Source organism: Bacillus sp. L381 (genome assembly GCF_030284525.1).
Classification (GTDB): domain Bacteria; phylum Bacillota; class Bacilli; order Bacillales; family Bacillaceae; genus Bacillus; species Bacillus amyloliquefaciens.
Window position 1 is genome coordinate 2389680 of sequence record NZ_CP127224.1, and the last position, 23519, is coordinate 2413198.

25 protein-coding genes are annotated in these 23519 nt (G+C 45.3%); 4 read left to right on the plus strand and 21 right to left on the minus strand.

The genetic code is table 11. The features are described from left to right. The first annotated feature begins 43 nt into the window (after positions 1–43). Positions 44–625, plus strand: coding sequence for a nucleotidase (locus QRX25_RS12155; RefSeq protein WP_013352900.1), 582 nt, complete (start codon positions 44–46; stop codon positions 623–625). A gap of 31 nt (positions 626–656) precedes the next feature. On the opposite strand, the gene zur is transcribed toward QRX25_RS12155, so the two are convergent. Beyond that, entirely contained in the window at positions 657–1067 is a 411-nt protein-coding gene (gene zur, locus QRX25_RS12160) for a zinc uptake transcriptional repressor Zur (RefSeq protein WP_013352901.1), read from the minus strand. Positions 1068–1190: 123 nt separating this feature from the next. After that, positions 1191–2072: a YitT family protein gene (locus QRX25_RS12165; protein WP_045510535.1), complete on the minus strand. Its 882-nt coding sequence runs from the start codon at positions 2070–2072 to the stop codon at positions 1191–1193. A gap of 117 nt (positions 2073–2189) precedes the next feature. On the opposite strand from QRX25_RS12165, the gene QRX25_RS12170 reads away from it, so the two are divergent. Next, positions 2190–2444 (plus strand): DUF2624 domain-containing protein, encoded by a 255-nt coding sequence (locus QRX25_RS12170; RefSeq protein ID WP_003153013.1) that lies wholly within the window; start codon positions 2190–2192, stop codon positions 2442–2444. 30 nt (positions 2445–2474) lie between these two features. Here QRX25_RS12170 and QRX25_RS12175 read toward each other — a convergent pair whose 3' ends face one another. Next, positions 2475–3368 carry a deoxyribonuclease IV gene (locus tag QRX25_RS12175; RefSeq protein WP_115997651.1) on the minus strand — a complete coding sequence of 298 codons (894 nt, stop codon included), beginning with the start codon at positions 3366–3368 and terminating at the stop codon, positions 2475–2477. Positions 3369–3379: 11 nt separating this feature from the next. Continuing rightward, positions 3380–4696: a DEAD/DEAH box helicase gene (locus QRX25_RS12180; RefSeq protein WP_065981900.1), complete on the minus strand. Its 1317-nt coding sequence runs from the start codon at positions 4694–4696 to the stop codon at positions 3380–3382. 165 nt (positions 4697–4861) lie between these two features. On the opposite strand from QRX25_RS12180, the gene vrrA reads away from it, so the two are divergent. Both vrrA and QRX25_RS12190 read left to right on the plus strand, forming a co-directional pair. Beyond that, positions 4862–5578 carry a VrrA/YqfQ family protein gene (vrrA, locus tag QRX25_RS12185; protein WP_065981901.1) on the plus strand — a complete coding sequence of 239 codons (717 nt, stop codon included), beginning with the start codon at positions 4862–4864 and terminating at the stop codon, positions 5576–5578. 122 nt (positions 5579–5700) lie between these two features. Then, on the plus strand, positions 5701–6645 hold the full coding sequence (locus QRX25_RS12190) for a 4-hydroxy-3-methylbut-2-enyl diphosphate reductase (RefSeq protein WP_065981902.1): 945 nt from the start codon (positions 5701–5703) through the stop codon (positions 6643–6645). A gap of 19 nt (positions 6646–6664) precedes the next feature. On the opposite strand, the gene QRX25_RS12195 is transcribed toward QRX25_RS12190, so the two are convergent. The 17 genes from QRX25_RS12195 to QRX25_RS12275 form a co-directional block, all read right to left on the minus strand. Beyond that, complete coding sequence (locus QRX25_RS12195) at positions 6665–7786, minus strand: Nif3-like dinuclear metal center hexameric protein (protein WP_212098491.1); 1122 nt, start codon at positions 7784–7786, stop codon at positions 6665–6667. Then, positions 7779–8483, minus strand: coding sequence for a tRNA (adenine(22)-N(1))-methyltransferase (locus QRX25_RS12200; RefSeq protein WP_212101735.1), 705 nt, complete (start codon positions 8481–8483; stop codon positions 7779–7781). Before QRX25_RS12200 ends, QRX25_RS12195 begins: the two co-directional genes overlap by 8 nt. Before the next feature lie 125 nt (positions 8484–8608). Next, on the minus strand, positions 8609–8971 hold the full coding sequence (cccA, locus tag QRX25_RS12205; protein WP_013352910.1) for a cytochrome c550: 363 nt from the start codon (positions 8969–8971) through the stop codon (positions 8609–8611). A gap of 351 nt (positions 8972–9322) precedes the next feature. Beyond that, complete coding sequence (rpoD, locus tag QRX25_RS12210; protein WP_013352911.1) at positions 9323–10444, minus strand: RNA polymerase sigma factor RpoD; 1122 nt, start codon at positions 10442–10444, stop codon at positions 9323–9325. Between the two features lie 193 nt (positions 10445–10637). Beyond that, complete coding sequence (gene dnaG, locus QRX25_RS12215; protein WP_065522749.1) at positions 10638–12449, minus strand: DNA primase; 1812 nt, start codon at positions 12447–12449, stop codon at positions 10638–10640. Between the two features lie 21 nt (positions 12450–12470). Then, entirely contained in the window at positions 12471–12977 is a 507-nt protein-coding gene (locus tag QRX25_RS12220; protein ID WP_013352913.1) for a YaiI/YqxD family protein, read from the minus strand. Positions 12978–13232: 255 nt separating this feature from the next. Next, complete coding sequence (locus tag QRX25_RS12225; RefSeq protein ID WP_013352914.1) at positions 13233–14045, minus strand: pyruvate, water dikinase regulatory protein; 813 nt, start codon at positions 14043–14045, stop codon at positions 13233–13235. Positions 14046–14070: 25 nt separating this feature from the next. Then, complete coding sequence (ccpN, locus tag QRX25_RS12230; RefSeq protein WP_014470676.1) at positions 14071–14709, minus strand: transcriptional regulator CcpN; 639 nt, start codon at positions 14707–14709, stop codon at positions 14071–14073. Positions 14710–14809: 100 nt separating this feature from the next. Continuing rightward, complete coding sequence (glyS, locus tag QRX25_RS12235; RefSeq protein WP_212098494.1) at positions 14810–16849, minus strand: glycine--tRNA ligase subunit beta; 2040 nt, start codon at positions 16847–16849, stop codon at positions 14810–14812. Continuing rightward, positions 16842–17729 (minus strand): glycine--tRNA ligase subunit alpha, encoded by an 888-nt coding sequence (glyQ, locus tag QRX25_RS12240; protein WP_013352917.1) that lies wholly within the window; start codon positions 17727–17729, stop codon positions 16842–16844. The genes glyS and glyQ overlap by 8 nt, the downstream gene beginning before the upstream one ends. A 302-nt stretch (positions 17730–18031) precedes the next feature. After that, positions 18032–18799 (minus strand): DNA repair protein RecO, encoded by a 768-nt coding sequence (gene recO / locus QRX25_RS12245; protein WP_014470678.1) that lies wholly within the window; start codon positions 18797–18799, stop codon positions 18032–18034. A 36-nt stretch (positions 18800–18835) separates the two neighbouring features. Beyond that, positions 18836–18979 (minus strand): YqzL family protein, encoded by a 144-nt coding sequence (locus QRX25_RS12250; RefSeq protein WP_007408286.1) that lies wholly within the window; start codon positions 18977–18979, stop codon positions 18836–18838. A 154-nt stretch (positions 18980–19133) separates the two neighbouring features. Further along, complete coding sequence (gene era / locus QRX25_RS12255) at positions 19134–20039, minus strand: GTPase Era (RefSeq protein WP_007408285.1); 906 nt, start codon at positions 20037–20039, stop codon at positions 19134–19136. Further along, the gene (locus QRX25_RS12260; RefSeq protein WP_045510514.1) at positions 20020–20430 is read right to left on the minus strand and encodes a cytidine deaminase; all 411 of its coding nucleotides are present in this window, start codon (positions 20428–20430) and stop codon (positions 20020–20022) included. The genes era and QRX25_RS12260 overlap by 20 nt, the downstream gene beginning before the upstream one ends. A gap of 122 nt (positions 20431–20552) precedes the next feature. Beyond that, entirely contained in the window at positions 20553–20927 is a 375-nt protein-coding gene (locus tag QRX25_RS12265) for a diacylglycerol kinase family protein (RefSeq protein WP_065981906.1), read from the minus strand. Then, positions 20908–21381 carry an rRNA maturation RNase YbeY gene (gene ybeY, locus QRX25_RS12270; RefSeq protein ID WP_013352922.1) on the minus strand — a complete coding sequence of 158 codons (474 nt, stop codon included), beginning with the start codon at positions 21379–21381 and terminating at the stop codon, positions 20908–20910. The genes QRX25_RS12265 and ybeY overlap by 20 nt, the downstream gene beginning before the upstream one ends. Continuing rightward, entirely contained in the window at positions 21382–23514 is a 2133-nt protein-coding gene (locus QRX25_RS12275; protein ID WP_088613137.1) for an HD family phosphohydrolase, read from the minus strand. Between the last annotated feature and the right edge of the window lie 5 nt (positions 23515–23519).

Consider the following 23519-nt stretch of genomic DNA (forward strand, 5'->3'; position numbering starts at 1 on the left):
GTTTATGTTACACTTGAAGGGATGAAAATATAGGAGTGTGGACATGTTACGGTTAGGTATAGATATTGACGGCACGGTTACGGCACAGGATACATTTGTCCCTTATTTAAACCGCTCATTTCATCTTTCCATTACCTTGGATGATATGACTGATTATGATCTGACTAAGCTTTTGAACATTACAACCGAGGAATTTTGGGAATGGATGAACGTTCATGAAGCAGTCATATATAAAGAAGCAAAGCTCGCGGAATTTGCCAAGCAAGCGCTGGACGGGCTGAAAGAAGAACATCGTCTCATTTACATAACGGCAAGACGCGGCCACTTAGAAGATGTAACGCTGGACTGGTTTGCAAACCGGGACATTCATTATGATCACATTGAGCTTGTCGGCGGCCATCACAAAGTGGAAGCCGTCAAAAAACACGGCATCGATCTGTTTTTTGAAGATCACCACGGCAACGCGACAATGATCGCAAAAGAAGCGGGCATTCCGGTTATCCTTTTTGATTCCCCTTACAATCAGCTCCCCATCGATTCCAATATTATCAGGGTGCGGAATTGGCTTGAAGCCGTCGCCTGGATCAATAAAAACAAACACAGCCTTCAGCATGTCAAAAGCTGAAAAAAACCTCCTGCTTATACAGGAGGTTTTTTTATCGGCACGCCGGACAGGTGCCGTAAATTTCAAATTTATGACCGCTAATGTCATACCCTTCCAAATTATCGTGAAGCTTATCCATCGGACAAGACTCAATTTCCTTCGTTTTTCCGCAGGTTAAACAGATAAAATGGTGATGATGATGGGTATAAGAGCATGTAAAACGGAACAGTTTTTCCCCGGAAAGCTCCGTTGTTTCCAAAATGCCGAGTTCTTCATATAAAGAAAGATTTCTGTATATGGTATCAAAGCTCAGACCCGGGTAGTCGTCATTTAATGCGGCAAGCACGTTTTTGGCGGTCAGATATTTATCAGAATCAGCAAAAAGCTGCAGCATGTCTTCTCGCTTACTCGTATATTTATACCCTTTTTCTTTCAGCAGGTTCAACGCTTCTTGTACGTTCATGAGGACCTCCCCTTTACATCACGGTATCGCTCCAAAAAGAAAATGGCAGCTGTCTGAACAGCAGGCCATTTTCCTATGCTGTATAAAATTATACCTATAAAATGATGAAAAGTAAATGAAAGCCTAGTGAATCGCGGTTTTGAACTTACCGCCCCTCGTTTCATGTGTATTCATGATCGTAATAAATGCGTTTTTATCAATTTCAAACACAATGGATTTCAATTTTGTCACTTCTAGCCTTGTCACGACCGCGTAAATGACTTCTTTGGTTTCATCCGTATATCCGCCTTTTCCCTGAAGCTTGGTGGTACCCCGTCCAAGCCGGTGCAAAATCGCGTCTGAAATTTCCGCGTACTGATCTGCAACAATAATGACCGCTTTCGTTTCATCAAGACCCTGGATGACGGCGTCAATCGTTTTCATGGCAATATAATACGTCATGAAAGAATACATCGCCTGCTCCGGCCCGTATACAAAACCGGCCCAAATAAAAATAAACACATTAATGAGCATAACGAATTCTCCGACTGAAAAGGGCAGCTTTTTTGTGAGAAGGATACCGAGAATTTCAGTACCGTCCATCGAGCCTCCGTTTCGGATGACAAGGCCTACCCCGAAACCGAGCAAAAGCCCCCCGAATACCGTCGCCAAAATAGGCTGAGTCGTAATGGCCTCCACATGATGCAATGAGGATTCAATCAGCGCTAAACCGACGATCCCGATAACCGTAGAGATGAGAAATGTTTTTCCGATATATTTATACCCGAAAATCATAAATGGAATGTTGAGTAACACAACGAATAAGGCAAAATTGAGGATGGGATTGGACATAAAGAGGTGGTCTAAAATTAATGAAACACCGATAATTCCTCCGTCGATCACATTATTTGGGACCAGAAACAATTCAATACTTGCGGCGGCTGAGCCCGCTCCGACCAGAATCAAGATGACCCTGAAGATAAAGTGTAAAAATGACTCTCTTTTATGCTGTTTATTTGGGGTCATAAAATCTCCTTTCCTTTAATAACTATTTTAAACAGTAAGCAACTTCATTTTACCATTAAAAGCTGTAACATTTTAATGATTTGCTCAATACATTATGTCTAAAGAGGTGAAGTATCGATGATTTTAATACAAAGAATTATTTTGCAGCGGCTCAACCAAGTCACTGCGGACGATCTGCTGAAATATTCCAAGCAATACGGAATCAGCATTACGAGAAGTCAAGCGGCTGAGGTAGCGGCTCTGATGCACGGAAAAAACATCAATATTTTTGATGAACAGGAGCGGCTGCGCCTGCTGAAAAAAGTGGAAACGATAACCTCAAAAGAAACGGCGCGGAAAGTTGACGAACTTTTCAATCAATTCTCAGGGTAAAAAAGGAGGGGTGAATTCCCCTCCTTCTTCTTATTGAGCTAATATTTTTTCAAGAAGCTCCTTATCAAATTGCTTCTCTTTCAGCATTTCGATTTCAAAACGGTACGGCGGCTTCTTATTTTTCTTGTCTTCGCCCACATACGGTGTTTCAAGGATTTTCGGAATATCGGCCAGCTGCTCGTGATGAACAATGTACTGCAGTGCGTTAAAACCGATCTCACCGAACCCGATATTTTCATGACGGTCTTTCCGGGCTCCCCTGATATTTTTACTGTCGTTCACATGAAGGACTTTTATCCGGTCGATGCCGACGATTTTATCAAACTCATTGAGAACACCGTCAAAATCATTGGCAACATCATATCCTGCATCATGCGTGTGGCAAGTGTCAAAGCAGACGGAAAGATGTTCATTATGTGTAACGCCCGCAATGATCTCGGCAAGCTCTTCAAAGCTTCTTCCGCATTCTGACCCTTTACCCGCCATTGTCTCCAGCGCGATCTGCACGGTTTGATCCGGATCAATCACTTCGTTTAATCCTTCAATGATTTTTTTGATGCCCGTTTCAGCCCCGGCACCGACATGCGCCCCTGGATGAAGCACAATCTGTTTCGCGCCGATCGCTGCCGTTCTTTCAATTTCAGAACGGAGAAAATCAACGCCCAGCTCAAACGTTGCCGGATTAGTCGTATTTCCGATATTAATGATATATGGCGCATGCACGACAATCTCGTCGATGCCGTTTTCCTTCATATGGGCGCGGCCCGCTTCAATATTCAAGTCTTCAATTTTTTTGCGGCGCGTATTTTGGGGAGCGCCCGTATATATCATAAATGTGTTCGCCCCGTACGAAACGGCTTCCTTGCTTGCGGCAAGGAGCATATGTTTTCCGCTCATTGAGACGTGTGAACCTATTTTCAGCAACCCGATTCCCCCTACTTCCCTTTGTTAGATTGGTTTCTTCTCTGTTTTTTTCTGATTTTTTCCATTTCATAGCTCATTTTCTTTTTATAGCCCGGCTTTACTTTTTTCGGCTTTTTCACAAGGCGCTTCGCAATTTGGTCTGCCTCATTTTCCGTCTTTTTACGCTTCTTGCGGCGGTGGCGGTCATCGCCTTTTTTCCATTCACCGTTTACAAGCTCCGCATAAACAAACTCAATGCCCATCTTCTCGAGTCTTACGAGCGCATCTTCGTCAGAAAGCTCATAAATGGTCAGTGCTTGGCCTGATGAGCCGGCGCGCGCTGTTCTTCCGACGCGGTGAACATAAAAATCCAGATCGTCCGGAAGCTCGTAGTTGATGACATGGCTTACGCCTTTAATGTCAATTCCTCTTGCCGCAAGGTCCGTCGCAATGACATAAGTGAACTCCAGATCATTAATCTGCTTCATTACCTTTTTACGCTCACGCGGCGTTAATCCCCCGTGCAGAAGGCCGATTCTCATGCCTTTTTCAGTCAGGTATTTCGCAATATGATCAGCAGTGTTTTTCGTATTTGCAAACACAATGCCCAAATACGGATTCAGATTAGACATCATATCAAAAAGCAGTTTGTCTTTATCACGCTGTTTAGAAGGAACCAAAACATGTTCAATCTTTTCGGCTGTGATTCTTTTCGGCTCAACATGCGCGTATTTCGGATTTTCCATATACTTTTTCAAAAACGGCTTCAGCTTTTCCGGAATCGTAGCTGAGAAAACAAGCATCTGAAGTTCTTCCGGCATACGCGACCCGATGTAATCAACGTCTTCCAAAAACCCCATATCAAGCATCAGATCAGCTTCGTCAATGACGAGAGACTGCGCTTTATAGACGTTCAATGCCTGCGCCTTAATCAGATCCGCAATCCGGCCCGGAGTTCCGACGACGAGATGAGGCTGTGTTTTCAGCTTATCAATTGATTTTTGCTTGTCCGTTCCGCCGATAAAGCATTTTGTCCGGATCGGCTCGTCTTCTGCACCCTGTGTGATTTTGAGCGCTTCCTGATGAATCTGATTGGCAAGTTCTCTCGTCGGCGCTGTGATAACAGCCTGTACCGTATCAGAACCCGGATCAATCCGATTCAGGATAGGCAATAAATAGGCGTGGGTTTTTCCCGTCCCCGTCTGGGACTGCCCGATGACGCTTTCGTTTTTCAATACAGCAGGTATCAGCCTCTTTTGAATATCTGTCGGTTCATAAAAACCAAGGCGGTGAACTGCATCTATAATAAACGGTTTTAAGTTGTATCCATCAAATTTAGTTTCTTTCATTTTTCCCAGCTCCTTAAAGCGGCACATTCTGTGTCCATCATCACATTATAACCGATTTCACTTAAAAACACCATGTCTTGGGGGAATCCTGTTTTCGAGATAGAAAAGCAAATGCCTCCTCCGATGCATATTGTAATAGCAGAGAGACAGAAAGGAGGTACAAGTATGTTTCCACAGCAGCCGATGAGAAATATGGCGCAGCAGGGCCGGCCGTTAATGAATCCGCGTATGATGATGGGAGGCAGACCGTCATTGCCGGGCCGGCAGCTGATGCAGCAGGGCCGGCAGTTTTTCCCTCAGCAGCAGATTGCAGGAGCAGGCCTGAGAAACGCAGGCACAGGCGGAGGGGGCTTAAAAGGAATGCTTTCCCGTTTTTTACCCGGTTCAGGAGGAAGCGCTGCCGCGTCCGCTCCGACAGCGGCCAGCGGAGGAGCAGGCGCCGGACTGCAGGGATTGCAGGGAATTCAGAGTCTGGCAAGTCCGGCATCCCTGTCGAGCATGCTCGGCAACGTCCAGAAGGTGCTGGGCGTGGCGCAGCAGGTTACGCCGATGATCCAGCAGTACGGCCCTTTAGTACGGAATCTGCCCGCCATGATGAAGCTTTACAGTCAATTAAGCAGCAACGATGATGATAAAGAAGATAAAGATGAGAATAAATCTGACGAGACAAAAGAAACAGACGAACAAGACAAAAAGGATGAAGCTGAAAAAACAGACGAAACAGAAGATGAAAACAAATCTGACGCCTCATCTAAAACGTCAAAGAAAACGTCTGAAAAAGCATCCGCTTCAAAAGAAAAAGATGACGCTGAAGCAAAATCAGAAGAACAGCCGCGTCCAAAAAGAACATCGGGCAGATCAAAACCGAAATTATATATTTAACATTCTTTGATATCTCACGAAAGATTAGCTATAATGAGATCAGAAGAATGCAAGATTTAAGCCGTTTAACTACGGCTTTTTATATTGCCTCTACACTCACTTTTGACAGGAGGACATCTACATTGGACGTTATCAAAATCTCGCCGCGCGGCTATTGTTACGGCGTTGTTGATGCCATGGTCATAGCCAAAAACGCGTCACTCGATAAAACACTGCCAAGACCTATATATATACTCGGAATGATCGTTCATAATAAGCATGTCACAGATGCGTTTGAAGAAGACGGCATTTACACGCTTGACGGCACAAACCGTCTGGAGATTTTAAAGCAGATTGAAAAAGGAACCGTTATTTTCACAGCTCACGGAGTTTCTCCGGAAGTAAGAAAAGCCGCTGAGGGAAAAGGGCTTGTTACGATTGACGCCACATGCCCGGACGTCACAAAAACACATGACTTAATCCGAAAAGTAAAAGCGGAAGGCTATCACGTCATTTATATCGGCAAAAAAGGCCACCCCGAGCCTGAAGGAGCCGTCGGCGTCGCCCCTGAAATCGTTCATCTCGTTGAAACAGAGGAAGACGTGAGAAACCTCGATATTCAGGCTGAAAAATTAATCGTTACAAACCAAACGACAATGTCCCAGTGGGACGTCCATGATATTATGGAATCAGTCAAAGAAAAGTACCCGCACGTGGAATATCATCAGGAAATCTGCCTGGCTACACAGGTTCGTCAAGAAGCTGTATCAGAGCAGGCAAAAAAAGCGGACTTAACCATTGTTGTCGGCGATCCGAAAAGCAATAACTCCAACAGACTGGCTCAAGTGTCAGAGGAAATCGCCGGAACAAAAGCCTATCGCATCGGGGATCTCAGTGAACTGAAACTCGAATGGCTGAAAGACGTCAATACTGTCGCCGTTACCGCAGGCGCATCAACACCGACACCAATTACAAAGGAAGTAATCCGCTTTTTAGAGCAGTTCGACCATAACGATGAGTCCACATGGCAGCTTGAGCACAATGTGCCGCTCAAAAAAATCCTTCCGAAAGTAAAAATAAAAAACTGAGGCCGCGGCCTCAGTTTTTTTATAAGAAGGCAAATGGATTTGTATCTGTTTCGGAAGCGAAAATACGCACGTCATAGTTTTTCTCTCCGGCCATTGCCGTAAGCTTCTCTGCTGTGCCTTTTCTCATGATCTTTTCAGCGTAATGCCCGGGATCCACGACGTTTAATCCCATCATCATCGCGTCATGCGCTACATGAAAATAAAGGTCGCCCGTCACATAAACATCTGCACCCTTCCGCTTAGCCTGATAAATGTATTTATTTCCGTCCCCGCCAAGCACCGCGACTTTTTTCACCTTGCTGTTTCGCTCTCCGACCATCCGGACTCCGTTAACGTCAAACTTCTCTTTTACAAACAGCGCAAACTCTTCAAGCGTCATGTCCTGCTGAAGTTTTCCGATGCGGCCGAGCCCTTTTTCAAGCGGAGACTGCTCCACCGGATAAATATCATACGCCACCTCTTCATACGGATGGCTTTTTTTCAACGCTTTTACGATGGCTTTCTCCATACTTGCCGGAAAAATGGTCTCAAGTCTCACTTCATGAACGAGTTCCAGTTCTCCCGTCTGTCCGATAAACGGGTCCGCTCCGTCCAGAGGCTTAAAACTGCCGATCCCCTCAGAAGAGAACGCGCAATGGCTGTAATTGCCGATATGTCCCGCCCCTGCATTGCCAAGTGCGGTTCTGACAGCTTCTTCATAGTCTTTCGGGACAAACACGGCAAGCTTTTTCAGCGGGTCCGAATATGTCGGGACGAGCACTTCCGTATCTGTCAGGCCGAGAGCTTCCGCAAGCAGATCGTTAACTCCGCCGTCCGCCACATCAAGATTCGTATGAGCCGCATATACGGCAATATCATGCTTTATACATTTCTCAATCAGTCTTCCGCCGGGCTGATCAGTGGTGATCTGTTTAAGCGGCCGAAAAATTGGCGGATGGTGGGCGATAATTAAGTCAACCTTTTTCTCAATGGCTTCATCCACCGTTTGTTCCAGAACATCCAGCGTCACCATGACGTTTTTCACCGGCTTATTCAATGTGCCGATCTGCAGACCGATTTTGTCTCCTTCCACCGCAAAAGCCTTCGGTGAAAATTGTTCAAACAACTGGATGATTTCCTGTCCGTTTACATGTTTAGGCATGTCCGATTACCTCCTTCAGCAGAGAGATCCGCTCTTTCAGCTCAGCTAATTTTTCTTGGTTTTCATGCTTTGCGCTGCGGCTGATCTGTTCATAAATTTGTTCAGTATGCTTAAGTTCCTGGCTCCATTTCCGAAGAAACACTTCATTCTTCTCTTTTAACAAAAACGGACCGGCAAGCATTCCGGCAGCCATCGAGACGTCCCGATAAGGCGCATCACGGTCGCCGGTTTCCGCGACGAGTATTTCATAACACTTTCCGTCTTCTTCAAGGATCACTTCATCAATCAGTTCATAGCCTTCCTGATAAAGCCACTCTCTTATATGAACGGCATGAATATTCGGCTGCAGAATCAGCCGTTCACGCCCCGTCAGTTTTGTTTTTCCGGACTCCAAAATATGAGCGATCAGCGCTCCGCCCATGCCCGCAATTGTAATGGCGTCCGCTTCTCCCTTTTCAAGGACGCTCAGCCCGTCACCTTTCCTTACGGAGATAAGAGTGCTTAAGTCCAGTTTTTCCACCTGCTGTTTGGCGGATAGAAACGGGCCGTCTGTAATTTCCCCGGCGATTGCGCGGCTCGCTAAATGATTCAAAACGGCATAGCAAGGAAGATACGCATGGTCTGACCCGATATCAGCAACCAGGGCACCCGGAGGGATATATTCCGCTACAGACTGCAATCTTTTAGATAACTTCATTTCATTCACAATATCACAACTTTTCTCAGGTTCTTTTTCCTTTACTATCATATAAAAAAACCGCCCGGAATCCAAGCGGCGGATAGAGTTTTTCATATGTCTTTTATATAGGGACCTGTAAAATTTTATTTAATCTTAGAAACCCATTTTGCCATGTCATCCAGCTTTTCGGCCGGAACAAGGCCCGCAGGCATCCCGTTGCCGCCCTTTTCAATTCTTGTTTTAATCGCAGCGACATCTTTTCTTTTGCCGACGCCTTTTAAGTTCGGCCCTGAGACACCTTCATAGTTTTCCCCGTGACAGGTGATGCAGTTCGCTTTATAAATTTCTTCAGGTGAAGCGTTTGCAGTTTCCTTTTCGGCATTTTTGCTTTCACCGCCGCTTGCGATCTGATGCGCATCTCCATTTCCTTTCACTGACAGAAAGAAAGTCAGCCCTATTCCCAGAACTGCAATGAGCAAAAAAGGAATCAGCGGATTCCACTTCATATCTCCATCCCCCTTTTTTCATTCTCCCCCTATGTAAACACTTCTAATTCTAACTTATTTTTACAAAATGTAAATGGTCTCATTAAGCCATTTCACTGATTTCACAATTTATACATAAAACAAAAATAACTGTTTTGTTTATCCAAAATTATCTTTATTCTATTGTATAATGAATTGTATACGCTTACAATAAGGAATATAAATAAACTTATCCCATTATCCCCCTTAAAAGGACATGCCGCATTTTTCCGAACTCATTTGCAAAACAAATGCTTATCCAGTAAAATAAAGGTATATTATCCATATATCTTATACATAAAAAAAAGAACGGATCAACAGACCCGTTCCATTCTACTCGAGAAAATCCTTCAGACGTTTGCTTCTGCTAGGATGTCTCAATTTACGAAGCGCTTTTGCTTCAATTTGGCGAATACGCTCTCTCGTTACTCCAAACACTTTGCCGACTTCTTCCAGCGTTCTTGTGCGTCCGTCATCCAGACCGAAACGGAGACGCAGCACGTTTTCTTCACGATCCGTCAACGTATCCAGCACGTCTTCCAGCTGTTCTTTCAAAAGCTCATATGCCGCATGATCCGACGGAGACGTCGCTTCCTGGTCTTCGATGAAATCACCGAGATGTGAGTCGTCTTCCTCACCGATCGGCGTTTCTAAAGAAACAGGCTCTTGGGCAATTTTTAATATTTCACGGACTTTTTCAGGTGTAAGATCCATGTCTTCAGCAATCTCTTCCGGTGTCGGCTCTCTGCCCAGATCCTGAAGAAGCTGACGCTGCACACGGATTAATTTGTTGATGGTTTCCACCATGTGAACCGGGATACGGATCGTTCTCGCCTGGTCAGCGATGGCGCGTGTAATCGCCTGTCTGATCCACCAAGTTGCATACGTACTGAATTTATATCCTTTACGGTAGTCAAACTTTTCGACGGCTTTCATAAGACCCATGTTTCCTTCTTGGATTAAGTCTAAGAAAAGCATGCCGCGGCCGACATACCGTTTAGCAATGCTGACAACTAAACGAAGGTTTGCTTCAGCCAATCTGCGTTTAGATTCCTCGTCACCCTCTTCAATTTTTTGAGCGTAGGTGATTTCTTCTTTAGCAGAAAGAAGATTTACCCGTCCGATTTCCTTGAGGTACATGCGGACTGGATCATTGATCTTTACACCAGGCGGTACGCTGAGGTCATTAAGGTCAAATTCTTCTTCGGCTTTGGCAAGCTGTTGAATATTAGGATCTTCTGTTTCTTCATTTTCACTAATTAATTCAACACCTTGTTCTCCTAAAAATTCATAATACTCATCCATTTGGTCTGATTCAATTTCAAAGCTGGACATGCGTTCAGCAATTTCTTCATATGTTAAAACGCCACGTTTTTTCCCAGTTTCAGTCAGCTGGTCTTTTACCTGATCCAGTGTAAGTTCTGTTTCTGTCTCGTGGGTTTGTTTATCAGCCATTATGGATCCCTCCTTCCAAAGCTTGCAACGAATTCTAAAAGCGGTATGTTTCTTATCCGTCCCGGGAGCTTTCTTTCTTTTTCAGCATGCAGGGCAGCGGATAATAAATGACAATTCATGATGAGGTTAAGCGATCTATTTGCTCCTCCGCAAGGAATCATTGCCAATAAGAACGCGAGCCTCTTTTTTGATGTTATTTTAATGATCGGTTCAATGCGACAATTTCTTGAGCCAGAGACGCAGCTTTCACAAAATCTTTCTGCCTTTCTGCATCCGCTCTTTCTGCTTCTTTTTCCTTTATCATTGACCATTTTCGGTGATCCAACACTTTTTTTACGTAATCGGATAACTCGGCCTCTGAGAGCTCCTCGTTCACTTGGAGCATCCCTATATCTGAAAGCAGCTGGCTGATTTCCTCATCCTGCATTCTCGCCATAAGATGCTGCGGCGTCATTTCAGCGCCCTCTTCATAAACAGCGTACAGATATGCTGCCAGCGCACGATGTCCGTCAATGTTAAATTCAAAGCCGACACGTTCAATCACTTTCTTAATGACGTTTCGGTCTCTCAGCATATGAGCGAGAAGAAGCCTTTCCGCATTCTCATAGGCGGGACGGAGACGGCGCCGTTTCGCTTTTGTCGTCACCCGGGCCCGTCTTGTCTGCGGTTCGGCGTTTTTGTCGCCGGGGGCGTTTTGTCTGGCATAGATGGAAAGCTGTTCGGTCAGAGATTCTACCGAAAGAGAAAATTCGGAGGCGAGCTGCTTCACATACATTTCCTGCTCAAGCGACCCGGAAAGTGCGCTGATTTCTTTCAGCACTTCTTTCATGTAAGCGAGCCGGTCTCCTTCGTCAGATAAGTTTTTCCCTTTGCGGAAATATTGCATTTTAAAGGCCATGACCGTAACGCTTGCATCAATGATATCGGTCTTGAATTTTTCTCCGCCCCGGGTTCTGATATAATCATCAGGGTCAAGCCCGTCAGGCATCATGCATACTCTTACCTTACAATCAGCTTTTTGCAGCAGGCCGGCCGCTTTCAGCGTAGCCTCATACCCGGCTTTATCCGAATCGTAGCAGAGAATGACCTCCTGAACATTTCTTCTGAGGATTTTCACATGCTCTTCGGTGAGCGACGTCCCCATTGTGGCGATGCTTTCTTTTACGCCTGAGCTGACGGCGGATATGACATCCGCGAAGCCTTCAAACAGAACGGCTCTCTCCTCTTTCCTGATCGGCAGGCGCGCCTTATGAAAGTTATACAGCAGCTTAGATTTATGAAACAGCGGCGTTTCCGGACTGTTCATATATTTCGGCTGCTGGCTTCCGAGCGCCCTTCCTGAAAAAGCCGCCACGGCTCCGTGATGATCATGAATGGGAAACATAATTCTGTTTCTGAAACGGTCAAAATACCCGCTGCCGTCTTCCCTTCTGATCAACAGACCCGCTTTTTCCATCTGTTCTTCCTCAAAACCGCGCTTTTTCAAGAATTTCGTCATGAAATCCCAAGAATCCAGCGCGTAGCCGATTTCAAACTCATCTATGAGCTCTTTCGTAAACCCCCTTGATAAAAGGTAATCTAACGCTTCCTGGCCTTCCTTTGTATTCATTAGCAAATGATGGTAAAATTTCTTTAGAAGCTCGTGAGCTTCCGCCATCTTCTGCTCTCCGGAAGATTCCGGCCTGGATGCAGAGTGAATCGTTATATCATCAGGGAAATCAATCTGATATTTATCCGCAAGGTGAGAAACAGCTTCCGTAAATGAATAGCCTTCCATCTGCCGCAAAAAAGAGAAAACGTTCCCGCCCGCTCCGCACCCGAAGCAATGAAAGATCTGCTTATCGCTGGAGACGGAAAACGAGGGCGTGTTTTCACCGTGAAACGGGCAGAGCCCAAAGTAGTTGCGGCCTTGCTTTTTCAATTGGACATAATCACCTATGACTTCAACAATGTCTGCTGACTGCTGCACCTGATTAACTACTTCATCTGGTATGCGGTTTCCCATCTTATAACACTCCGTCGTACATTATTCGATGTTTTGATTTGAAATCCCTTCATCATTCGACAGGATTTTTTTAAGCAGGGTAACAAATCGATTCCGATCTTCTTTATTTAATTTTTTAGGTCCTTTGGAATGGATGCCGCTTCTTCTCATTTTGCCCGACATATGACGGCTCATCAGAGCGAAGTCAATCGTGTCTTCGGTATAAGAACGGCCTCTTTCCGATAAGACGGCAATATTTCTGTTCAGCAAAAGAGATGCCAAACCGATATCCTGCGTGACTACGATGTCTCCCGATCTCACATGGTTTGCGATATATAAATCTGCCGCTTCTTTATGAGGATCAACGTATATCCAGTTCTCGTTTTTGCTTCTGGAAAGCTGGTAGTGTTCAAATGATGCGACGAAAATAACCCGAACGCTGAATTGCGATGCAATGAGCAATATTTCCTCTTTTACGGGGCATGCGTCTGCATCGACAAAAATCGTCTTTTCTTTTTCATTTAGAAGACTAATTCTCCATCCCTCCATCAATCTCCTGCATAAAAACAAGCGAAATCGCATATGCTCCATGACTGCGGATCTATTTTTGTCTTTGTCGAAAAATTTCCGGGAGTTATTCTTGACATCTTACTCGTAATAGTTTATTCGTATCACACTAAGCTTAAACCTAAAAATAAACATTTTATCACAATTTTTTATTATAATACAAACTCCGCGAAGATGCCATCCTTTTTGTTTATTCCCTATTTGCATACCCAAAAACCCAGGATAAAGCATCCTGAGTTATCGGCCCTTTGTTTTCAGATGATGAATGATATTCGCTGTTTCCTCGACCGCTTTATTCGAAACATCAACGACTTGGCAGCCGATCCGGGCCACGATTTTCTCGAAATACTCCAGCTCTTCTTTAATTCTGTTGATGTTGGCGTAAATGGCTTTGTCGTTTAAGCCGAGAGATTTTAACCGTTCTTTTCGAATATGGTTCAGTTTATCAGGGCTGATTTTTAAACCGATGCATTTTTTCGGATCAACGCTGAACAGTTCTTCCGGCGGATCGACTTCAGGAACGATCGGCACGTTGGCCACTTTCAGACGCTTATGGGCAAGATATTGAGATAATGGGGTTTTAGACGTTCTGGATACTCCGAGCAGGATGATATCGGCTTTTAAAATGCCTCTTGGGTCCCTGCCATCGTCATATTTGACGGCAAACTCGATCGCCTCGACCTTTTTGAAATAATCTTCATCAAGCTGGCGGACGCGGCCCGGTTCATATTTCGCCGTCAGACCGTAGGCCGTTTCCATTTTATCGATGAGCGGACCGATAATATCGTAATACAGCACATTCGCTTTTTCCGCTTGTTCAACTAAGTATTTGCGGATTTCAGGAACAACGAGCGTAAAACAAATAATGCCGCCGTCCGCTTTGGCGAGAGACACGACTTCATTAATGGTGCCGATATCTTCCACGTAAGGTATTCTTCTGATATGCGTGTCATCGGCTGAGCCGTTAAACTGGCTGAGCGAGGCTTTTACAACGAGTTCGGCGGTTTCTCCGACTGAGTCTGATACTACGTAAATGATGCGATTGTCCATGTTATCCCCCCGTTAGTTTTCAAGCTTATATGATTTCATTTTCTGATAAACTGACAAGTATCTTGGTCATATTCGTTTTCGTAAACCGGCCGATGACCTCAAAGCCTTTATCCGTATCTTTAATAACGGGCAGGGCATCGATCTGTTTTTCGATTAAAAACTTGGCGATGTCCATCACATAATCGTCACGCCGGCAGACGGCGATATTCGGCATTCTTGTCATAATAATATGAACCGGTATTGAGGCAAGTTCCTGCTGGCCGATGCTCGCCCGCAGCAAATCTTTGCGTGACAGCACACCGACTAAGACAGCATCACGATCTACGACAAATAACGTGCCGACATCTTCTAAAAACATGGTGCAGATGGCATCGTATACCGAGACATTTTCATTGATGACGACAGGAATGGATTGAAAATCTTTCACTTGCAGCTTTTTCAGTTTATCGGCAAGCAGCTGATTTCCCGTTTTCCCCGTATAAAAATAACCGACCCGCGGACGGGCCTCTAAGAAGCCTGACATGGTAAGTATGGCCAAGTCCGGCCGCAGTGTGGCTCTCGTTAAATTGAGCTGTTCTGCAATATGCTCTCCGGTAATCGGGCCGTTTTCCTTTACAATTTGTAAAATTTGTTCTTGCCGTTTATTTAATTCGATCGTACTCACCACCTTTATGGAAGGGTTTCTTTATCTATGTTTTTCATTCTGTGATGTTATGTAAAAGGGGAAAAGACGATTGCCGATCACACAGCAACCGTCTTTTTCTTTATTTTACAATAAGATGATTCATATTAGCAAAAGACTTGATCACATCTGCAAGAGCGGTCATTTGCGCTAAACGGTTGGTTTTTAATGCTTCATTGTCCGCATTTACCATCGTATGATTAAAGTAATCTTCGATCGGCTCCTTTAATCCGCTGAGAGCGGCAAGCGCCTGTTCATAGTTTTTGGAGGCAAAGCTTTCCGCGACGCTGTCTTTTGTTTTTTGATAAGCGTCAAACAGCTTTTTCTCCTGTTCATTTTCAAACAGATCCGGCTTGATATCGCGGCTCTCGCCTTTTTTACTGATGGAGATGACCCGTCCCAGTGACTCAGCTGTTTCTTTAAAGCCCGGTGTGCCGAGGTGTTTCTCAAGCACTCTTGCCTTATGAACAGCTGCATACGGCTCAAGGTCAGTGCTGTCCAGAACGGCTTCAATAACGTCATGACGGATGTCTTCAGCGTTCAAGACGTATTTCAGACGCTGTGTAAAGAAATCGAGGAGCTCATTTTCTTTTTCCGTTTCTGTCAATGCCAGCAGCTCTTTCAAAGAAATGCCCCAGTTGCGGTCGATCAGAATGGAAACGATGCCGCTTGCCTGACGGCGCAAACCGTACGGATCCTGAGAACCTGTCGGAATCACGCCGATGCTGAAGAAGGAGGCAATCGTGTCCAGTTTATCAGCTAACGCCACAACCGCGCCGGTAAAGGTTGAAGGCACGTCTCCCCCGGCCGCTCTCGGCATATAGTGCTCGTTTACCGCGGCAGCGACGGCTTCATCTTCGCCGAGCATGCGCGCATATTTTTCTCCCATGACGCCTTGAAGCTCAGGGAACTCATAAATCATGTGTGTAACCAGGTCAAATTTAGAAATCTCGGCGGCGCGCTTGACAAGTTTTTGCGTCTGTTCATCAGCCTTCAGGCGGACGGCAAGTTTGCCCGCAATGGCGGTCACTCTTCTGACTTTATCTCCAAGAGAGCCAAGTTCTTCATGGAAAACGATATTTTCCAATTTCTTCACATTTGCATCTATGTTCAGCTTTTGGTCTTCTTTGTAGAAGAACGCAGCATCTGAAAGTCTCGCTCTCAGCACCTTCTCGTTTCCGCGGGCAACATTTTCAATTGCATGGCTGTTCCCGTTTCTTACCGTAATAAAATGAGGCAGCAGATTCCCGTTTTCATCTTTTACCGGGAAGTAGCGCTGATGCTCTTTCATTGTTGTCACAAGCACTTCTTCAGGCAAAGAAAGAAATTCGGATTCAAAAGAGCCGTAAAGCGCTGTCGGATATTCCACAAGATGATTGACTTCGTTCAGCAGATCCTCATCGATCGGAATATTCCATTTCTTATTGGCCGCAAGCGCATCCAGCTGGCTTTGAATCATTTGTTTGCGTACTTTCGGATCAGCAATGACGTGCTGTTCTTTCAGCAGCTCTTCGTATGATGACGGTGCGTCAATAGATACTTCTTGACCGAGAAAGCGGTGTCCCTGTGTGTTCCGTCCCGTCTGAACATTTGTGATCTCAAACGGAATAACGTCTTTTCCGAAGAGAGCCACAATCCATTTGATCGGGCGGATATAGCGCAGGTCTTGGTTGCCCCAGCGCATGTTTTTAGGGAAATGCATTCCGGTAATCAGGTTTTCCAGCTGCGGTAAAAGTGTCTTCGTCTCTTGTCCAGCCTGGAATTTTTGGACGAAGACATATTCCGTGCCGTTTACGTCTTTTATATACAGGTCATCCACTCCGGCACCTTGGCCTTTGGAAAATCCGATAGCGGCTTTTGTCCAGTTCCCGTCAGCATCCAAAGCGATTTTTTTCGCCGGACCTTTTGCTTCTTCCTGAATATCAGCCTGTTTTTCTGCTACGTCTTTTATATATACTGCCAGACGTCTCGGTGTATTAAAAAGTTTCACTTCGCCGTGGGCGATATTTTTTTCAGCCAGCCAGCCAGTCAGCTTTTCACCGAGCTGCACCATGCTGTCATGTAAAAAACGCGCCGGCATTTCCTCGAGTCCGATCTCTAAAAGCAAGTCTTGTTTACTCATGGGAAGAGCCCTCCTCTTTAAGCATTGGGAACCCTAATTTTTCCCGTTCTTCATAATACGTTTTTGCTACTTTTCTCGCTAAGTTGCGGACACGGCCGATATAACCCGTCCGCTCTGTCACCGAGATCGCGCCTTTTGCATCGAGCAGATTAAATGTGTGCGAGCATTTCAGTACGTAATCATAGGCCGGATGCACAAGCCCATTATCCATTTGTCTGATCGCTTCTTTTTCATAAGTGCTGAACAAATGGAATAGCATATCCACATCTGATGTTTCAAAAGTATAAACGGAATGTTCATATTCAGCCATCATAAACAAATCTTTCACTGTAAATCCTGACGTCCATTCAAGATCAAAGACGTTTTCTTTATCCTGAATATAAGACGCAAGACGTTCAATGCCGTACGTGATCTCAACAGACACCGGTTTACATTCAATTCCGCCCACCTGCTGGAAGTACGTAAACTGGGTGATTTCCATCCCGTCAAGCCATACTTCCCAGCCGAGTCCCGCACAGCCTAAAGACGGGTTTTCCCAGTTGTCTTCTACGAAACGAATATCATGCTCGAGCGGATTAATGCCGAGCGCGCGCAATGAATCTAGGTAAAGCTCTTGGATGTTATCAGGCGACGGCTTGATAATAACTTGGAATTGGTGATGCTGATAAAGCCTGTTCGGGTTTTCTCCGTATCGCCCGTCCGCAGGCCGTCTGGACGGCTCAACATAAGCCACTTTCCACGGCTCCGGCCCGATGCTCCGTAAAAATGTATACGGGCTCATTGTGCCTGCGCCTTTCTCCACATCATACGCCTGCATGAGCACACAGCCTTCACTCGACCAGTGCTTTTGCAAGGTTAAAATCATATCTTGAATGTTCATTTCAAGCACCTCCACTTTCTCCATTCTTTTACAAGTGCGGCGGCAATCAAAAAACTCCCGTCTCTATGCTTGCCAGCCGCAAACATAGGGACGAGAGTTCTCCCGCGGTTCCACCCTAGTTGCTGAGGGATGTGAATCACTCAGCCTCTTTTTAAAGGGTTGCTCAAGAATGCCTTTCGTTGCGCGCTCATCCTTAGCTTACACTGTCCTAAGGTCGCTTATATGAGTTGGACGCAAGTACTTCTTTCTGTCACTGCAACATATTTTATAATAAATGATCATATAAAAAGATGGGCAGAATGTCAACTTTTGTTTTCATCCAAAAGGTGCTTCATGCTTTCCATCTGGTCTAAAAACCGTTTAGACTTTAAATAAAGCCCTGAATATTCCTCATAATACAGATCGATAACCCGTTTAAGTTCGTTTTTCGTTTCCTGTTTTAACGAGACGCTGCCGAGCCTACCGATATCAAAGTAATAAAAAAGCCTTAGCAGCCTTGCCGTTTGCGGCGAAATCGGAACTTTGTACGGATCCTTTCCAAAGCAGCGGTGGCAGATAAAACCGTTATCTCTTACCGAAAAATGAAACGTCCCGTCCCGGCTTTTGCAGTGGACACAATGATTCAGCTCCGGATACAGTCCCATGACGCCGAGCATTTTCATCTGAACGATGAAGGTGATCACGTCCGGGTCAGTCCCTTCATTCAGCCTCTTAAAGGATTCGAGAATCAATTCGAATAAATAGGGGTTCGGTTTCTTCTCTTCCGTTCCTTTGTCTGTAAGTTCAGCGATAAAAGCGGCATATGCCGTTAAAAACAAGTCTTCTCTGATCGTTCTCATGCTGAGAATCATTTCACCCTGCTGGAGCGTGCCGAGTCCGGATGTTCTTTGCATTAAAAATGACCCGTACAAAAACGGCTGGCTGACTGCTGAGAGCCGGCTGGCTGACTTCCTGGCGCCTCTTGCCATAACGCCGATTTTGCCGTGTTCCCTCGTCAGCAATGTCACGATTTTATTCGTCTCTCCGTAGTCATTCGTACGGAGCACGATTCCTTCACATTTTGTCAGCATTTCTGCACCTTCCAACAACGGGAGGGGCCAAGAGGTTTACAAAATTGGAAAATCAATTCGGGCTAGCTCATCTTCCGGTTCTTCGGGTCTTTCCAGGTTCTCTTTTTCCAGTTCTTTAAAAAGAAGGTACGTATCAACACTTCCTGTTTGAGAAAATACGTTCCAGGTAAAATTCAACACAAAAAACCCACCTTTCATCATTAAACTAGCTTGCCAATCCAAATTCTTACCCTTATCTTGACCTGATGTCCTCCTTTTCATGTTAAACAAATTTTGCTAACGAATCCCTGTTTCTGTGAGGTAATCCCACACCTCACGTATGGGCTGAAATTATTTAATATTCATCCTCTTTGAAACCGAAATCACGCAGCTGAGACATTTTATTCCGCCAGTCCTTCTGCACTTTTACCCATAGTTCCAGGTAAACGCGTGAACCCAGCAGCGCTTCAATATCAGCCCGCGCTCTTTTGCCGACTTCTTTCAGAAGAGCTCCTTTTTTCCCGATGACGATTCCTTTTTGAGAATCCCGCTCGACCACAATGGTGGCGGCGACATGGACGGAGCCGTTTTCCTGGCCTTTAATGGACTCGATAGCGACAGCGATGCTGTGCGGCACTTCTTCCCTTGTGAGATGGAGCACCTTTTCTCTGATCAGTTCAGAAATAATAAACCGCTCTGGATGGTCAGTCACCTGATCACTCGGATAGAACTGAGGCCCTTCCGGTAAATACGCTTCAATCTGCGCGAGCAGGGTCTCGACGTTGTTTCCTTCCAAAGCTGAGATCGGCACGATTTCCTTAAACGGATAGCGCGTACGGTACTCATCAATTAAAAGAAGGAGCTGATCAGGGTGGATCTTATCAATTTTGTTTACGATCAGAAAAACGGGCGTGGACGTCTGTCCGAGCTTTTCAATGATAAACTCGTCGCCCTTTCCGTACCCTTCTTCGGCGTTAATCATAAATAACACCAAGTCAACTTCTTTCAGCGTGTTCTGCGCCACTTTCATCATAAAATCGCCAAGCTTGTGCTTCGGCTTGTGAATGCCCGGTGTATCAATAAAAATAGTCTGCGATGTGCCTGTTGTCAGCACCCCTTGGACTTTATTTCTTGTCGTCTGGGGTTTGTCGCTCATGATGGCGATCTTTTGACCGATGACCCTGTTTAAAAAGGTAGACTTTCCTACGTTCGGTCTTCCGATGATAGATACAAATCCTGATTTAAAGCTTTCGTTCGTCATGTAAATCCTCCGATGAAAATGCGCCCGGCAATAATTCTTCCGCAGTCATTTCTTTTATTTGTCCTTGTAAGTTGGTCAGAACAACAAGCATATCCTTTGAACACAGCTCGGAAATCACTTGTCTGCAGGCTCCGCAAGGCGAAACCGGTCCCGGAGTGTCCGCAGCCACGGCGAGCATCGCAAATTCAGTATCCCCCTCGGAAACAGCTTTGAATATCGCCGTGCGTTCGGCACAGTTGCACATGCTGTATGCCGCATTTTCAATGTTGCAGCCTCTGTACACTTTTCCGTCTTTGGTAAGAAGAGCGGCTCCCACTCTGAAGTTTGAATACGGCACATACGCTGTGTCCCGCGCTTTTAATGCTTCTGCAATCAATTCTTGTCTGTTCATGTGTACTTATTCCTCTCTTACCTTTATCCTGTATGATACCGCTGTCACTTTTATTTTACATAATTATGATTGGTTTTTCACGCCCATTTTTGGCAATGTAAAATAATTGTAAGAATCTTCTGCTAACATATTTTCGGCAAGAAGATGAGTAAACCAATGATACACGAAATCACGGCAAAGACGCAAACGGCTCCGGCGGCCGCGTCTTTTGCCGCTTTTGCGAGCGGATGATACTGATCGGTAACTAAATCAACAACATGCTCTATCGCGGTATTTATAAGCTCCAGAGCAAGCATTCCGCCGATCAGCATTAAAACAACGGCCCATTCGGCCGTGCTGAGCCCGGTGAGAAAACCGCAAAGAATAACGGCGCAGGCCGCGATGATATGAAATTGAAAATTCCGCTCTGACCGCGCCGTTTTCCAGATTCCCCTCCATGCATGGACAAAGCTTTTCAGGAACCTGCTCCACTCGTTTTTATGATCTCGTGAGTCCATACTCATCCAGCAAATCCTTTTGCTTTGAAAACATTTCTTCCTCTTCTTCTTTTGTCATGTGATCATAGCCAAGCAAATGCAAAAAGCCGTGGACGGCCAGAAAACCGAGCTCTCTCATAAACGAATGGCCGTACTCTTCGGCCTGCTCTTTCGTTCTGTCTGCGCTGATGATAATATCTCCTAAAACAGGCGGCATGTCGGCGCCCACGATTTCAACCTCGTCTTCGCCTTCTTCCTCCAGCGCAAACGAAATCACGTCAGTCGGAGTGTCTTTTCCCCGGTAGTCTCTGTTGATTTCTCTGATCTCATCATTTGTCACAATCGTAACCGATACTTCAGCCTGATCCTGAACGCCTTCTTTTTCCGCCGCAAATTGGAGAAGCTTCTCCACTTCCTGGAGCGCATCGGCTGAAACACTGTTTGTTTCATCAACAATATCTATGAGTAAACCCATTTATTTCACCTTCTTCGTAGCCTCCGGATATTCAATCCGGGAGTGGAAAATTCCTTTTAAAGTCGCACATAGTGTTTTTGCGATCGTATCCAGCTCTCGGAACGTGAGATCACATTCTGAGAACTGCCCGTCCTGAAGCTTGTCGGATATAATCCCCCGCACCAGTTTTTCAATACGTTCGGGATTGGGATTATGCATGGAACGGACGGCGGCTTCGACGCTGTCGGCCACTGAGATAATGGCCGCTTCTTTTGATTGCGGCTTCGGTCCCGGGTAGCGGAACTCTTTCTCTGTTATCTGGTCGCCTTTTTCTTTCGCTTTATAATAAAAGAATTTTAAAAGGGACGTTCCGTGATGCTGCTCCGCGATATCCACAAGCTCTTTCGGAAACTTGTAGCTTCTGAGCATATTCGCGCCGTCTGTCGTATGTGCGATAATGATATTTTTGCTGAGCTGAGGAGACAGCTTATCATGCGGATTATCCATATTCATCTGATTTTCAATAAAATATTGCGGGCGTTTCGTTTTGCCGAGATCGTGATAATACGCTCCGACCCGTGCTAAAAGACCGTTCGCCCCTACAGCTTCACAGGCCGCCTCCGACAGATTTGCCACCATGACGCTGTGATGATATGTACCTGGTGTTTCCGTTAAAATCTTCCGAAGCAGAGGATGGTTCGGATTAGACAGTTCAATCAGCCTCATCGTTGAAAGAATCCCGAATCCCGTCTCAAAAAACGGCATCAGGCCGATAATCAATACGGATGAAGCAAGCCCCGAGACGACCCCCATCAGCATCAGCGTTCCGATTTCAACAGGTGACAGCGCCGTATTTTGTATTAATAAAAGCGACAGCACGATAATCATATTAATAAATGATACAAACAGTCCCGCCTGCAATATTTTTGATCTCGCGTTATGTTTTCCCAAAAACAGAATGCCTGAAATGCTGCTGATTAAATAGTAAATACCGATCACATAATTAAACGTTCCCGTCACGCCTTGATTAAACATCATACTGCCGCAAATCGCCAAAATGATGCTTCCTAAAATAGCGAGCCTTTCATTAAGCAGCAGCCTGAATAATATGGCGCCGGCAGCGATCGGAACTAAATAACCAATATTCGTGTATTCGATTTTTTGAAACAGGCTGACGACTTCCATTATGACAAGAATCAGCGTTGTAATAATGGAAAATAACAAAAGTGATTTATTTTTCAGCTTAAGTTCCTGCTGCTGTTTCTCAAAATAGTAGACAAGCGTAGCAATGAACAGACCGATCATCAGAAGGAGACCGCTGATTGGTTTTAACAGGTTGGAGTTATTCAAAAGCCCCGTTAATTCGAGCTTTCTGTATACTTCCCGGTCGATCAAGTCATTCTCTTCAACAAGAACCTGTCCTTGTTTGATCTGAACCGGCTGGACACTGTCTGACGCCTCCTGGCGCTTCGCATCAGTCGCTTTCGGATCAAATACATAATTCGGGATGACCGCATATTTTCCGATTTCAGTTGCCGCTGACAAATACTTTGACGGCACGGAAGCGCTTTTCAGCTCTTTTGCGACTTTTTCCTTCGCTTCCGCTAATTTTTCGGACGGTATCTCACTGCTCATCACCGTGTTCACCGCAGTAATGACGGAATCTCTTACAAATGAGAAATCTTCATTGTTCGCATGGAGAAGCGATGTAATAGCATCTTCCGAGATGGATTCATTGACATCCTGTGTCAGCTTGTTTTTCACCGCTTTCACCAGCGATTTTTCCGAAGGTGACTTTTTGTCTTTATCCGCATCTTGTTTCACTTCACCGATGCTGTCAAAAATGGAAGTGATCAGATCAAGCCGGTTGTCGGTATAGCCTTTTTTCAGAGTGTATTGATCTTCCACCGCATCTTCGGCCGCCTGTTTTTTCGCTTCCGTCGCCTGTTGATCTTCCACTGTGGCGGGCGCGTAAATCGTCTTATCACTGACTGAAAACAAATCCAAATTAAGTGATTCAGGTTTTACATGAATAAAGAGCAAACCAAACATGATCGCTGAAAGCAGCAGATACAGCAGCACATGGGCTGAGCGGGCATGTCTGAAACTGCGGAACCGTTCCCGGGCGCTTTTACCCTTTCCCTTCTTTTTCAAAACAA

Coding starts and splice junctions, on each gene's coding strand:
- QRX25_RS12155 (WP_013352900.1), top strand. CDS start 44: ATGTTACGGTTAGGTATAGATATTGACGGCACGGTTACGGCACAGGAT.
- zur (WP_013352901.1), bottom strand. CDS start 1,067: ATGAACGTACAAGAAGCGTTGAACCTGCTGAAAGAAAAAGGGTATAAA.
- QRX25_RS12165 (WP_045510535.1), bottom strand. CDS start 2,072: ATGACCCCAAATAAACAGCATAAAAGAGAGTCATTTTTACACTTTATC.
- QRX25_RS12170 (WP_003153013.1), top strand. CDS start 2,190: ATGATTTTAATACAAAGAATTATTTTGCAGCGGCTCAACCAAGTCACT.
- QRX25_RS12180 (WP_065981900.1), bottom strand. CDS start 4,696: ATGAAAGAAACTAAATTTGATGGATACAACTTAAAACCGTTTATTATA.
- vrrA (WP_065981901.1), top strand. CDS start 4,862: ATGTTTCCACAGCAGCCGATGAGAAATATGGCGCAGCAGGGCCGGCCG.
- QRX25_RS12195 (WP_212098491.1), bottom strand. CDS start 7,786: ATGCCTAAACATGTAAACGGACAGGAAATCATCCAGTTGTTTGAACAA.
- QRX25_RS12200 (WP_212101735.1), bottom strand. CDS start 8,483: ATGAAGTTATCTAAAAGATTGCAGTCTGTAGCGGAATATATCCCTCCG.
- cccA (WP_013352910.1), bottom strand. CDS start 8,971: ATGAAGTGGAATCCGCTGATTCCTTTTTTGCTCATTGCAGTTCTGGGA.
- rpoD (WP_013352911.1), bottom strand. CDS start 10,444: ATGGCTGATAAACAAACCCACGAGACAGAAACAGAACTTACACTGGAT.
- dnaG (WP_065522749.1), bottom strand. CDS start 12,449: ATGGGAAACCGCATACCAGATGAAGTAGTTAATCAGGTGCAGCAGTCA.
- QRX25_RS12220 (WP_013352913.1), bottom strand. CDS start 12,977: ATGGAGGGATGGAGAATTAGTCTTCTAAATGAAAAAGAAAAGACGATT.
- QRX25_RS12225 (WP_013352914.1), bottom strand. CDS start 14,045: ATGGACAATCGCATCATTTACGTAGTATCAGACTCAGTCGGAGAAACC.
- glyS (WP_212098494.1), bottom strand. CDS start 16,849: ATGAGTAAACAAGACTTGCTTTTAGAGATCGGACTCGAGGAAATGCCG.
- glyQ (WP_013352917.1), bottom strand. CDS start 17,729: ATGAACATTCAAGATATGATTTTAACCTTGCAAAAGCACTGGTCGAGT.
- recO (WP_014470678.1), bottom strand. CDS start 18,799: ATGCTGACAAAATGTGAAGGAATCGTGCTCCGTACGAATGACTACGGA.
- era (WP_007408285.1), bottom strand. CDS start 20,039: ATGACGAACGAAAGCTTTAAATCAGGATTTGTATCTATCATCGGAAGA.
- QRX25_RS12260 (WP_045510514.1), bottom strand. CDS start 20,430: ATGAACAGACAAGAATTGATTGCAGAAGCATTAAAAGCGCGGGACACA.
- QRX25_RS12265 (WP_065981906.1), bottom strand. CDS start 20,927: ATGGACTCACGAGATCATAAAAACGAGTGGAGCAGGTTCCTGAAAAGC.
- ybeY (WP_013352922.1), bottom strand. CDS start 21,381: ATGGGTTTACTCATAGATATTGTTGATGAAACAAACAGTGTTTCAGCC.